Source organism: Phaeovulum vinaykumarii (assembly GCF_900156695.1).
GTDB classification, from domain to species: Bacteria; Pseudomonadota; Alphaproteobacteria; order Rhodobacterales; family Rhodobacteraceae; genus Bieblia_A; species Bieblia_A vinaykumarii.
In genome coordinates, this window is sequence record NZ_FTOM01000002.1 from 780,911 (window position 1) to 793,424 (window position 12,514).

Below are 12,514 nucleotides of genomic sequence, written 5' to 3' on the forward strand. Positions count from 1 at the left end.
ATGGGCGCGACACCGAACGGCTTCAATCTCGACAATTCCGGCCGGCGCATCGTCGTGGACCCGGTCACCCGGATCGAAGGCCACATGCGCTGCGAAGTGAACGTGGACGATCAGGGCGTGATCCGCAACGCGGTCTCGACCGGCACGATGTGGCGCGGTCTTGAGGTCATCCTCAAGGGGCGCGACCCGCGCGATGCCTGGGCCTTCACCGAGCGGATCTGCGGCGTCTGCACCGGCACCCACGCGCTGACCTCGGTGCGTGCGGTCGAGGATGCGCTGGGGATCACCATCCCCGACAACGCCAACTCGATCCGCAACATCATGCAGCTGAACCTTCAGGTGCATGACCACGTGGTGCACTTCTACCACCTGCATGCGCTGGATTGGGTGAACCCGGTCAACGCGCTGCGCGCCGACCCCAAGGCGACCAGCGAATTGCAGCAGATGGTCAGCCCCAGCCATCCGATGTCCAGCCCCGGCTATTTCCGCGACGTGCAGAACCGGCTGAAGAAATTCGTGGAATCGGGCCAGCTGGGCCTGTTCAAGAACGGCTACTGGGACAACCCGGCCTATCTGCTGCCGCCCGAGGCCGACCTGATGGCCACGACCCACTATCTCGAGGCGCTGGATCTGCAGAAGGAGATCGTCAAGGTCCACACCATCTTCGGCGGCAAGAACCCGCATCCGAACTGGCTGGTCGGCGGCGTGCCCTGTCCGATCAACGTCCATTCGACGGGCGCGGTCGGCGCGATCAACATGGAACGTCTGAACATGGTGTCGTCGATCATCGACCTGTGCCAGACCTTCGTGCGCGACGTCTATCTGCCCGACGTGGTGGCCATCGGCGGCTTCTACAAGAACTGGCTCTATGGCGGCGGGCTGTCGTCGAAGGCCTGCCTGGCCTATGGCGACATCCCCGAGAACCCCAACGACTTCTCGCCCGAGCAACTGCATCTGCCGCGCGGCGCGATCATCAACGGCAACCTCTCCGAGGTGCATGACGTCGATCCGCGCGACCCCGAGCAGGTGCAGGAATTCGTGGACCATTCGTGGTATACCTACGGCGAGCCGGGCAAGGGCCTGCACCCCTGGGATGGCGTGACCGAGCCGAACTACGAGCTGGGCCCCAACGCCAAGGGCACCCGCACCCGGATCGAGGAGCTGGACGAGGCCGCCAAGTATTCCTGGATCAAGGCGCCGCGCTGGAAGGGCCATGCGATGGAGGTCGGGCCGCTGGCGCGCTACATCATCGGCTATGCCAAGGGTCACGAGGACATCAAGAACCAGGTCGAGGGCCTGCTGGGCACGATGAACCTGCCGGTCGATGCGCTGTTCTCGACGCTGGGGCGCACCGCGGCCCGCGCGCTCGAGGCCGAATATTGCGCCCGGCTGCAAAAGCACTTCTTCGACAAGCTGGTCACCAACATCCGCAACGGCGACGAATCCACCGCCAACGTGGACAAGTGGGAGCCCAAGTCCTGGCCCAGGGAATGCAAGGGCGTGGGCATGACCGAGGCGCCGCGCGGCGCGCTGGGCCATTGGGTCAAGATCAAGGATGGGCGCATCGAGAACTATCAATGTGTCGTGCCCACCACCTGGAACGGCAGCCCGCGCGATGCCGCCGGCAACATCGGCGCCTTCGAGGCCAGCCTGCTGGACACCAGGATGGAACGCCCCGACGAGCCGGTCGAGATCCTGCGCACGCTGCACAGCTTCGACCCCTGTCTGGCCTGTTCCACCCATGTCATGGCGCCCGACGGTCAGCAACTGACCTCGGTCAAGGTCCGCTGAGGGGGAGGGAAGGATGAGCAAACCTGCACTGACAACGGCGGTCCCGCCCGCCCCCGTGCCCGGTTCCGGGCGCGGGTCGGGGGGGCGCCTTGCGCGCCCGCCGGGCCACGGGATGAGGGCGGCGCGATGACCGATACCAAGATCAACATCCACCAGCCCAACCCCGAGGCGCCGACCCCGCTCGAGGCGGCGCGCCTGACCGGGGGCGCCCGCCCCGAGGACATCGAGAGCCTGCGTCTTCAGGCCGCCGTCTATGTCTACGAGGCGCCGGTGCGGATGTGGCACTGGCTCAATGCCGCAGCCATCACCGTGCTGATCGTGACGGGCTATCTGATCGCCAGCCCGCCGCCCACGATGGAGATCGCCGAGGCCACCGACCAATTCGTCTTCGGCTATATCCGCTTTGCCCATTTCGCCGCCGGCATGGTGCTGACCGTCGCCTTCCTGGGGCGGATCTGGTGGGCCTTCATCGGCAACCGCCATTCGCGGCAGATGTTCTACGTGCCCGTGTGGAACCCGCGCTGGTGGCGCGAGCTGTTCTTCGAGCTGCGCTGGTATGTCTTTCTCGAGAAGGAGCCCAAGAAATACATCGGCCACAACCCGTTGGCGCATGCGGCCATGTTCACGTTCATCACGCTGGGCATGACCTTCATGATCGTCACGGGCTTTGCGCTTTATGCCGAAGGAACGGGCCAGGGCTCGGTTCCCGACCTGATGTTCGGCTGGGTGCTCGAGATGGCGGGCAATTCGATGCGGCTGCACACGCTGCATCACCTGGGCATGTGGGCGATCACGCTCTTTGCGATCATCCACATCTATGCCGCCATCCGCGAGGACATCATGTCCCGCCAGTCGATGATTACCACGATCATCTCGGGCTGGCGGACCTTCAAGGATGACCGGGTGGAATGACCCCGATCCGGGCGGCGGGGCCCTGTGCTCTGCCCTTCCGAGGGGCGCGGCGGATCGCCGCGCCCTTTTGCATTGTGGAGGCCTGTCTTCCATCGCTGCATGAAGGTGGAAGTTTTCTTTCCGGTTTGGCGTGGAAATTCCTGACGCGCTGACATGATTTCAGGTGCAATTTCAACGCGATGACAAAATGCCGCAGAAACTGTGGATCGGTGCTTCCGGCGCCAGGTGCAAAGTCTATTGTCGTTGGAAAGAGAGGGCGCAAGCCCCGCTGCCACAGCGCCAGCACCGGGCCGAGGGAGGGACCCATGCCAGCCGAAGACCTGCGCCTTGCCGCAACTTCCCCCACCACCGCAACCGTCACCGACGATGCCGCCTCCGCGCCGGACGTGCCCGCGCGCATTCTGGTGCTGGGCATTGGCAACCTGCTCTGGGCCGACGAGGGCTTCGGGCCCCGCGCGCTCGAGGCGCTGGCCGGCCAATATGCCTTTCCCGACCATGTGCGGCTGCTCGATGGCGGCACGCAGGGCATGTATCTGCTGCCCTTCCTCGAGGAGGCCGACGCGCTTCTGATCCTCGATGCGGTCGATTTCGGGCTGCCGCCGGGCAAGCTGGTCGTGCGCCGCGACGCCGAGGTGCCGGCCTTTCTGGGCGCCAAGAAGATGAGCCTGCACCAGACCGGCTTTCAGGAGGTGCTGGCCACGGCGGATCTGCTGGGCCGGCTGCCGCGCCGGATCACGCTGATCGGCTGCCAGCCCGAGGAGCTCGAGGATTACGGCGGCGGGCTGCGCGCCTCGGTCGCCGCGCGCATCCCCGAGGCGATCTCGGCCGTGCTGTCGGAACTCGCCGATTGGGGCGTGCAGGCCGAACCGGGCCGTAGCGATGGTGCCGAGCTGGCCGATCCGGCGATCCGCCGCGCCGCCTACGAGGACGGCCGCCCCCCCGCCGAGACCGCCTGCCGCCTGGGCGATGACCGTTTCTTCCCGAGTGCGGGGGCCGACGATGTGCGTGGGTGATCCCGTGCAGATCGTGGCCATCGACGGGATTGCGGGACGCACCGCCGAGGGCGGGCTGGTCGATCTGTCGCTGACCCCCGATGTCGCGCCCGGCCAATGGGTTCTGGCCTTTCTGGGTGCGGCCCGCGAGATCCTGCCCGAGACCGAGGCGCTGCGCATCCGGGCCGCGCTCGAGGGGCTGCGCGCGGTCATGGCGGGCGGCGATCCTGGCGACGCCTTCGCCGATCTCGAGGCCCGCACGCCGCGCCTTCCCCCCCATCTTCAGGCCGCGCTCGATGCCGGCCGCAGCCAGGGATGACCTTGATGCAGGACCCTCTGACCCAGCCGCTGCTGGCGCGCCTTGAAACCGACCTGGGCTGGCCGCGGCTCTGCTCGCTCTCGGATGTGGCGGAATTCACCCACCGGCCCGGCGCGCATTGCCTGCTGGTGCCGGGCGATCCGCAACGCAACCTCGAGACCTCGGACGCCTGCGTGATCCTGCCCGAGCTGCGCAGCGCCTTCCAGAACGCCTTTGACTGCGCGCTGGTCGATGACGCGATCGAGGCCCAGATCCGCGAAGCCTACCGCGCGCTCAAGACGCCGGGCTTCCTGTTCTTCCGCGACGGCCGCTTCCTGGGCGCGATCGAGAAGATCCGCGACTGGGACGATTACCTGAGCCGCATTCCCCACATCCTTGGCCGCGACGCCGCCTGATCGGAGGATTTCCAATGGTTTCCGGGTTCACCCAGCCGCCCACCGGATTCGGTCCGGGCTCGCAACCGCAGGATGAAGACGCCGAGCTGAACTTCCTGGCCATGCCCTCGGGGATGCGGACCTATTCCGCCCATGTCCCCGAGACCCGCGACACCGCGGCCGAGGCGCCGGCGCTGGCGCTTCTGGGCCAGATCGCCGAGGCCTGCGCCGAAGCCGCGCGTTCGGGCACGGGCGCGGCCTTCGATCTGGCCGGGCTGCCGGCGGCGGCGCGGCGGCTGATGGCCGAGACGCTGGGCCAGGGCGAGGTGTCGATGAAGCTGGCCGGCATTCCCGCGCTGATGGTGCAGGAAAGCGTCTTTGCCGGGGTCTGGTCGGTGGCCGGCGCCGGGGTGGACCGGGTCGAGGTGGGCGCCGTGCCTGCCGAATGCGCCCCGCGCGCGTTTTCGCCTGCGCGTGCCGCCCAGGGCCTTGGGGCGCCCCGTCCCGCGGGGCTGGCCAATGCGCCCGCGCTTCTGGTCGAATTGCTGGACCGCTCGGCCGCCTTCACGCCCGGCGCGGCGGCGCATGTGGTCAACCTGTCGCTCCTGCCGCATACCGAGGCCGATCTGGTCTGGCTTGACGCCGCGCTGGGGCAGGGCAGCGCCACCATCCTGTCGCGCGGCTACGGCAATTGCCGGATCACCGCCACCGCCACGCCGCATGTGTGGCGCGTGCAGTTCTTCAATTCGATGGACAGCCTGATCCTGGACACCTTCGAGGTGACCGGCATCCCCGAGGTCGTCCTGGCCGCACCCGAAGATCTGTCCGACAGCGGCGGGCGCATTCTCGAAGTGCTGGAGGCGATCCGATGAACCAGCCCCGTTTCGAAGGCAGCTATCTGGGCGCCTCGGACCGCATCAGCGCCGCGGCGATCATGGAATGCAAGGTCTGCTGGACCCCCTATGACCCGGCGCAGGGCGACGACACGCGCCAGATCCTGCCCGGCACGCCGTTTCTGGCGCTGCCCGAGGATTGGTCCTGCCCCAATTGCTCGGCCCCGCGCGACCAGTTCATGGTGCGCGAGGATCCCGGCGCGATGAGCGCGCAGGCCGCCGAGGATATCGCCCGGCGCACCGCCGCGCTGGTGTCCGATTTCACCGATGTCTGGCACGCCAGGATGCGCGGCCTGCCGATGGTCAACACCGCGCTCCACGTCGAGGCGGTGGGCTTCCAGCTGCATGAGGGGCGGCCGCTGGGCGTGCTGGTGGCGCCGTGGTTCATGAACCTGATCCTGCTGCCCGCCGAGGGCGAGGATTGGTCCACCCTGACCCCCGGCCTCCACGAGGAGATCACCTTCCCCTCGGGCACCTATGAATTCATCCACAACGTCCGGCCGATGGTGGGCGGCTACAAGGCCTGCTCGCTGTTCTCGCCGATGGGCGATTTCGCCAGCCAGATGCAGGCGGTCGAGGTTGCCCGTGCGGTGATGGTGGGTCTGTTCGATGCCGCCAACCGCGCCGAGACCGACCGCGCCGCCGATATCCGCACCGCGCGCGAGGCCGATCTGGCGGCCCTGGCCGAGGCGGAAGCCGCCGCAGAAGCTGAAGCCGCGCGCGCCGAGGCCGCCCAGCGGCCCACGCGCCGGGCGCTGATCTCGGGCGGGCTGGCCGTGGAGGCGCAGGCGGGCGCGGCCCCCGCAGACGACAGCCCGGCGGCGGACGCATGATCTTCGGGGCGGGACGCAAGGGATAGGGGCAGGCCATGACGGGGGCGCTCGACATCCGGTTTCTTCCCGGCCGCGGGGCCGAGATCCGCGCCGAGGCGGGGCTTCCTGTCGCGGCCCTGGTCATCGGCCGCCCGGTCGAGGCGGTGGCCGATCTGCTGCCGCGGCTCTTCAATCTGTGCGCCGCGGCGCAGGGGGCGGCGGCGCGGCTGGCGTTGGGCCTGCCGCCGGGGCCGGCGGATCTGGGCCACGAGATCCGGCGCGAACATCTGATGCGGCTGTGCCTGAGCTGTCCGCAATCGCTGGGGCCCGGCGTGGGGCGGATGCCCGCGGGCTGGGCCGAGGCCACACCGCGGGCGCTGCGCAAGGCGTTGTTCGGGCCGGCGGCGCAGGCGCCCGGTCCCGCGGATTTCGGGGCCTGGCTCGAATCCGGTCTGGGGCTGGCGCCGATACTGGCGGGCGTCGCGCATCGCTTCGCGCCGGGCGAGGCCGTGGCCGACCTAGCCCCGGTGCGCCCCGACGGGGTGATGACGCCCCGAGGTCAGGACAATTCCTGCGCCGCGCGCGTGGCCGATCACCCGCTGATGGGCCATGTCGCGGGGGCCTGGGGGCGCGGGCCGCTCTGGCGCGCGCTGGGCCGGGCGCTCGATCTCGATGCCTGTCTTGAGGTGCCGCCCCTGGCCACGCGGCTGCCCGACGGCACCGCGCTGGCGCCGGCGGCGCGCGGGACATATGGCTTGTGCGCGCGCGTCGAGGGGGGGCTTGTCACCGCGCTGACCCGCGTGACCCCCACCGATCATCTGATCGCACCGGGCGGCGTGCTGGAACAGAGCCTGTCCAGCCTGCCCGCGGACAAGGCCGGGCTGGCCCGCCTGGTGATCGACATTCTCGACCCCTGCGTGCCTGCGCATCTGACGCTGGCGGAGGTGGCGCATGCATGAGATGTCGCTTTGCGAGGGCATTCGCGCCATCGTCGAGGATCAGGCCCGCCAGGCGCGCTTTGATCGCGTGACGGTGCTGCGCCTCGAGATCGGGCGTTTCGCCGGGGTCGAGAAACCGGCGCTGAGCTTTGCCTTCGACGTGGTGATGCGCGGCAGCCCCGCCGAGGGCGCGCGCCTCGAGATGATCGACCTGCCGGGGCGGGCCTTGTGCTACGATTGCGGGGTCGAGGTCGAGATCGAGAACCGGCTCGACCCATGCCCCAGATGCGCCGGGGGCCGGCTGATGCCGGTGGGGGGCGATGAAATGCGGATAAGGGACATGGAGGTGGTCTGATGTGCACGGTTTGCGGTTGCGGTGGCGCCAGCATCGAGGGGAAGGGACATGACCACGGCCATGACCACGGGTCGGGTCATGCGCATTCGCATTCCCATTCTCATGGCGAGGGGCATTCCCACGCCCATTCGCATGGGCATTCGCATGACCACGATCACGCGCATGAGCATGCCCACGATCATGCTCACAGCCACGACCATGCCCACGATCACGGCGCCGATCACCACCACCACGGGCTGGGCGCGGCGGGCGTGTCGGTCGCGGGCTTCTCGCAGGCGCGCCTGATCGAGGTCGAGACCGGCATCCTGGCCAAGAACGACGCCTTCGCGCTAGGCAACCGGCGCGTTCTGGCCGCACTCGGGGCCTTTGCGGTCAACCTGGTGTCCTCGCCCGGATCGGGCAAGACCACGCTTTTGTGCCGCACCATCGAGATGCTGGGCCGCACGACGCCCCTTGCCGTGATCGAGGGCGACCAGCAGACCGCCAATGACGCCGAACGCATCCGCGCCACCGGCGCCCGCGCGATCCAGATCAACACCGGCAAGGGCTGCCATCTCGACGCGCATATGGTCGGTCATGCGATGGATGATCTGGCGCTGCCTCCCGGCGCGTTCCTCTTCATCGAGAATGTCGGCAACCTGGTCTGTCCCGCCGCCTTCGATCTGGGCGAAGACGCCAAGGTCGCCATCCTGTCGGTGACCGAGGGCGAGGACAAGCCGCTGAAATACCCCGACATGTTCACCGCCGCGCGGATCGCCATCCTCAACAAGACCGACCTGGCCCCGCATTGCGATGCCGATCTGGACGCCTATGAAGCCAACCTGCGCCGGGTGAACCCCACGATCGAGATCCTGCGGCTGTCGGCGCGCACCGGCGAGGGGATGCAGGCCTGGCTGGACTGGCTGGCGGCGGGGCTGGCGGCCAAGGCGCGGCCCGCGCGCGACGGGGCGGCCTGATGGGGGCGCCGCCGCTCGGTCCCGGTGGCGGACGTGCCGCCCCCGTGCGTCCGACGCTGCTTCTGGTCGATGACGAGGCCCATTCGCTGGCCGCGATGCGCATGGCGCTCGAGGAGGATTTCGAGGTTCTGACCGCCGCCAATGCCGGCGCCGCGCTCGACCTGCTGGAAACCGAATGGGTGCAGGCGGTGTTCTGCGACCAGCGCATGCCCGGCCGGTCCGGGGTGGACCTGCTGACTGAGGTGCGCGAACGCTGGCCCGAGACGGTGCGCATCATCATCACCGGTTACACCGACCCTTCCGCCATGGCCGAGGCGATCAATGCCGCCGGTATCCACCAGTTCCTGACCAAGCCCTGGCACCCCGATCAGCTGGTGATGGCGGCGCGCAATGCCACGCGGCTGTTCCAGCTTGCGCGCGAGAACGAGCGTCTTGCGCTCGAGATGCGGGTGCTGACCTCGACCGCCGAGACGCGGCTGGAAAAGCGGCGCAAGGCCCTGCGCGAGGGGATGGGCTTCGAATCGATCCTGCGGGTGCCCAATTCGCCGATGAATGCGGTGGTGGCGCTGGCCCGCCAATACGCCAGCTTCGACGTGCCGGTCCTGCTGACGGGCGAGCAGGGCGCGGGCAAGGCGCAGCTGGCGCGGGCGATGCATTTTGCCTCGCTGCGGTCGGACCGGCCCTGGTTCGAGCTGAACCTGGCCGGCCTGCCCGAGGATCTGGCCGCGATCGAATTGTTCGGCGCCAAGCGCGGCGTTTTGCCGGGCGGCGTGGCCAAGATGGGGCTGATGCAGAAGGCCGACCGCGGCACGCTCTATCTGGGCGGGATCGAGGAGGCCGCGCCGGGGCTGCAACTGGCGCTTTTGCGGGTGCTGAGCGAGGGCAGCTTCACCCCTCTGGGCGGGCAGGAAGTGCTGACCACCAATGTGCGTCTGATCGCGGGGGCGCATCGTGACCTGCGCGCGCTGGTGGCCGAGGGCGGCTTTCGCGCCGATCTCTTCTTTGCGCTGGCCGTGGGCGAGGTCGCCGTGCCGCCGTTGCGTGCGCGCCGCGGGGATGTGGCGCTGCTGGCGCAATCGCTTCTGGGCGATCTCTCGGCGCGCCACGGCAAGCCCGTCGCGGGCTTCGAGGAAGCGGCGCTGGAGTTTCTGGAAAACTATGACTGGCCGGGCAACCTGCGCGAACTGGGCAACGAGATCACGCGCATGCTGATCTTTGCGCAATCGAACGTGCTGGGGGCGGATCTGATCTCGCGCCCGATCCTGCAAGCGCCGCCGTCGGACAGCGGCGCCGACCGCTCGGCCGAGGAGGTGCTGACCGCCGATGGCACGCTCAAGGATCGGGTCGAGCTGATCGAGATGCGGATCCTGCGCGAGACGCTGACCCGCCATCGCTGGAACAAGAGCCGCGCCGCCGCCGAGCTGGGGCTGTCTCGGGTGGGGCTGCGGGCCAAGCTCGACCGCTACGGGATCGCCGATCCCGCCGAACGGGCCGCGGCCGAAGAGGAGGACGAATAGATGTGTCTGGGCATTCCGGGGCAGATCGTGGCGATCAGCGATGCCGCCCGGCTGATGGCGGTGGCCGAAGTGTCGGGCGTGCGCCGCGAGGTCAGCCTGGCGCCGGTGGTCGAGGGCGCGCCCGAGGATCTGCTGGGCCGCTGGGCGCTGATCCATGTGGGCTTTGCCATGAGCCTGATCGACGCCGAGGAGGCCGCGCGCACGCTGGCCGCGCTGCGCGATCTGGGCGAGGCGCAGGAGACGCTCGAGGCGATGGCCGCGGGTCAGGCGGCGCTGGAGGGGCGGGCATGAAGGAGCAAAGGGCATGAAATACGCCGCCGAATTCCGCGACCCGACTGCGGCACGCGCGCTTCTGGCGCGCATCGCCGCGCGCGCCGAAGGGCTGGGTGCGACCCGCGCACGCCCCATCCGCATCATGGAGATCTGCGGCGGTCACACCCACGCGATCTTTCGCTATGGCCTTGACCGGCTGGTCCACGAGGGGATCGAATTCATCCACGGCCCCGGCTGCCCGGTCTGCGTGCTGCCGATGGCGCGGGTCGATGAATGCATCGAGATCGCCGAACGCCCCGGCGTGATCTTCACCACCTTCGGCGATGCGATGCGCGTGCCCGGCCGCCGCGGCAGCCTGATCGCGGCGCGCGCGCGGGGCGCCGATATCCGCATGGTCTATTCGCCGCTCGATGCGCTGGAACTGGCGCGGCGCAACCCCGCGCATGAGGTGGTCTTCTTCGGGCTGGGCTTCGAGACCACGACGCCCTCGACCGCGCTCACCATCCAGGCCGCCGCGCGCGAGGGGATCGGGAATTTCTCGGTCTTCTGCAACCATATCACCGTGCCCGAACCGATCCGCGTGCTGCTTGAGGATCCGCACATGGTGCTCGACGGCTTCATCGGGCCGGGCCATGTGTCGATGGTGATCGGCATCCATCCCTATGATTTCATTGCGCAGGACTTCGGCAAGCCCATCGTCGTGGCGGGGTTCGAGCCGCTCGATCTGCTGCAATCGGTGCTGATGGTGCTGGACCAGATCGCCGAGGGGCGCGCCGCGGTCGAGAACCAATATGCCCGCGTCGTGCCCGAACGTGGCAACCCCGTCAGCCTGGCCGCGATGGCCGATGTCTACGAGCGCCGGCCCAGCTTCGAATGGCGCGGCCTGGGCGAGATCGACGCCTCGGGGCTGCGCATCCGGCCCGCCTATGCCGCCTTCGACGCCGAGGCGAAATTCGGCGTGGGCTACGGGGCGCCGGGGCGGCCCGCCGCGCCCGAGCCCGAGGCCGAGGGCTGCGCCTGCGGGGCGGTGATGACGGGGCGCATGAAGCCCCCGGCCTGCCCCGCCTTCGGGCGCGGCTGCACCCCTGAAACGCCGCTGGGCGCGCTGATGGTCAGTTCCGAAGGCGCCTGTGCGGCCTATTGGCAATATGGCGGCGCCCGCGCCGCGGCGGAGTGACCCCATGCTGCGCGATACTCATGTGACGCTGGCCCATGGCGGGGGCGGTCAGGCGATGCGCGACCTGATCGAGGAGGTCTTCACCGCCGTCTTCGCGCCGCCGGGGATGGAGGATCAGGCCCGTCTGGAAGACCCGCGCCTGACCGTGCCTGGCGCGCGGCTGGCCATGACCACCGATGGTTTCGTCGTGACCCCGATCGAATTTCCGGGCGGCGACATCGGCAAGATCGCCGTCTGCGGCACGATCAACGATCTGGCGGTGGGGGGCGCAGAGCCGCTGTGGCTGTCGGCGGCCTTCATCATCGAGGAGGGCTGCGAGGTCGCGCTTCTGCGCCGGGTCGTGGCCTCGATGGCGGCCGAGGCGCAGGCGGCGGGCGTGCGCATCGTGACCGGCGACACCAAGGTGGTGGGGCGCGGCGCGGCCGACGGGCTGTTTGTCACCACGACCGGGGTGGGGGTGATCCCGCCGGGCCGCGATCTGGCCGCGGGCCGCATCCGGCCGGGCGATGTGGCCATCGTCAACGGCCCCTTGGGCGATCATGGCGCGGCGATCCTGGCGGCGCGGGGGGATCTGGCGCTCTCGACCGACCTGCGCTCGGATTGCGCCGCGCTGGGGCATCTGATGGAGGCGGTCCTGGCCGCCGCCCCCGGCGTGCGGGCGGCGCGCGATGCCACCCGCGGCGGGCTGGCCGCGGCGCTGAACGAGATGGCGGGCGCTGCGGGCGTGGGCATCGAGATCGACGAGGCCGTTTTGCCCCTGCGCGCCGAGGTGCGCGGGCTGTGCGAGATCCTGGGGCTCGACCCGCTCTATCTGGCCAACGAGGGCACGCTGGTCCTGTTCGTCCCCCCCGAGGAGGCCCCCGCCGCGCTGGCCGCGATGCAGGCCCGCCCCGAGGGCGCGGGCGCCGCGATCATCGGGAGGGCGACCGAGACCCGTCCCGGCCGGGTCGAGATGCAGACCCTCTTCGGCGGGCGGCGCATCGTCGACATGCTGGTGGGCGAGCAACTGCCGCGCATCTGCTGATCGGCGCCGGGCTGCTGAATCCTCTTGTCAGGATGACCGAGGCGGCAGGGCCCCACGGACCGCTGGCGCATGGCGCCCGCTCCGGTCGCAGGGCCGCGGCCGGGCCTATACGGGCGGGGCCAACAGAGGCCGGGTCCGGCGCGGGGCGCGATCCTGGCGTGCCCCCCAAGATCCTGCCGTG

Annotated in this window: 14 protein-coding genes; all 14 read left to right on the plus strand. The window is 69.5% G+C overall.

Features of this window, described 5'->3' with window-relative positions; all coding sequences use genetic code 11:
- The 14 genes from BW949_RS07930 (at window position 1) to hypE (ending at window position 12,333) form a co-directional block, all read left to right on the plus strand.
- On the plus strand, window positions 1-1,791 hold the full coding sequence (locus BW949_RS07930; RefSeq protein WP_076364704.1) for a nickel-dependent hydrogenase large subunit: 1,791 nt from the start codon (window positions 1-3) through the stop codon (window positions 1,789-1,791).
- Between the two features lie 126 nt (window positions 1,792-1,917).
- The gene (gene cybH / locus BW949_RS07935) at window positions 1,918-2,703 is read left to right on the plus strand and encodes a Ni/Fe-hydrogenase, b-type cytochrome subunit (protein WP_076364706.1); all 786 of its coding nucleotides are present in this window, start codon (window positions 1,918-1,920) and stop codon (window positions 2,701-2,703) included.
- 398 nt (window positions 2,704-3,101) lie between these two features.
- Window positions 3,102-3,716 (plus strand): HyaD/HybD family hydrogenase maturation endopeptidase, encoded by a 615-nt coding sequence (locus BW949_RS07940; RefSeq protein WP_076364946.1) that lies wholly within the window; start codon window positions 3,102-3,104, stop codon window positions 3,714-3,716.
- Window positions 3,703-4,014, plus strand: coding sequence for a HypC/HybG/HupF family hydrogenase formation chaperone (locus tag BW949_RS07945; protein WP_076364708.1), 312 nt, complete (start codon window positions 3,703-3,705; stop codon window positions 4,012-4,014). The genes BW949_RS07940 and BW949_RS07945 overlap by 14 nt, the downstream gene beginning before the upstream one ends.
- A 5-nt stretch (window positions 4,015-4,019) precedes the next feature.
- Window positions 4,020-4,409, plus strand: a complete 390-nt coding sequence (locus BW949_RS07950; RefSeq protein WP_179747530.1) for a thioredoxin domain-containing protein — start codon at window positions 4,020-4,022, stop codon at window positions 4,407-4,409.
- Between the two features lie 14 nt (window positions 4,410-4,423).
- Window positions 4,424-5,260 carry a hydrogenase expression/formation protein gene (locus BW949_RS07955; protein WP_076364710.1) on the plus strand — a complete coding sequence of 279 codons (837 nt, stop codon included), beginning with the start codon at window positions 4,424-4,426 and terminating at the stop codon, window positions 5,258-5,260.
- Window positions 5,257-6,114, plus strand: a complete 858-nt coding sequence (locus tag BW949_RS07960) for a [NiFe]-hydrogenase assembly chaperone HybE (RefSeq protein WP_076364712.1) — start codon at window positions 5,257-5,259, stop codon at window positions 6,112-6,114. Before BW949_RS07955 ends, BW949_RS07960 begins: the two co-directional genes overlap by 4 nt.
- Before the next feature lie 35 nt (window positions 6,115-6,149).
- Window positions 6,150-7,052, plus strand: coding sequence for a hypothetical protein (locus tag BW949_RS07965; RefSeq protein WP_076364714.1), 903 nt, complete (start codon window positions 6,150-6,152; stop codon window positions 7,050-7,052).
- Window positions 7,045-7,386: a hydrogenase maturation nickel metallochaperone HypA gene (gene hypA, locus BW949_RS07970; RefSeq protein WP_076364716.1), complete on the plus strand. Its 342-nt coding sequence runs from the start codon at window positions 7,045-7,047 to the stop codon at window positions 7,384-7,386. Before BW949_RS07965 ends, hypA begins: the two co-directional genes overlap by 8 nt.
- Window positions 7,386-8,342, plus strand: coding sequence for a hydrogenase nickel incorporation protein HypB (hypB, locus tag BW949_RS07975; protein WP_076364718.1), 957 nt, complete (start codon window positions 7,386-7,388; stop codon window positions 8,340-8,342). Before hypA ends, hypB begins: the two co-directional genes overlap by 1 nt.
- On the plus strand, window positions 8,342-9,859 hold the full coding sequence (locus BW949_RS07980) for a sigma-54-dependent transcriptional regulator (protein WP_076364720.1): 1,518 nt from the start codon (window positions 8,342-8,344) through the stop codon (window positions 9,857-9,859). The genes hypB and BW949_RS07980 overlap by 1 nt, the downstream gene beginning before the upstream one ends.
- Window positions 9,860-10,150: a HypC/HybG/HupF family hydrogenase formation chaperone gene (gene hypC, locus BW949_RS07985; protein ID WP_076364722.1), complete on the plus strand. Its 291-nt coding sequence runs from the start codon at window positions 9,860-9,862 to the stop codon at window positions 10,148-10,150.
- Window positions 10,151-10,163: 13 nt separating this feature from the next.
- Complete coding sequence (gene hypD / locus BW949_RS07990; RefSeq protein ID WP_076364724.1) at window positions 10,164-11,309, plus strand: hydrogenase formation protein HypD; 1,146 nt, start codon at window positions 10,164-10,166, stop codon at window positions 11,307-11,309.
- Between the two features lie 4 nt (window positions 11,310-11,313).
- The gene (hypE, locus tag BW949_RS07995) at window positions 11,314-12,333 is read left to right on the plus strand and encodes a hydrogenase expression/formation protein HypE (RefSeq protein ID WP_097176992.1); all 1,020 of its coding nucleotides are present in this window, start codon (window positions 11,314-11,316) and stop codon (window positions 12,331-12,333) included.
- The last annotated feature ends 181 nt before the right edge of the window (window positions 12,334-12,514 follow it).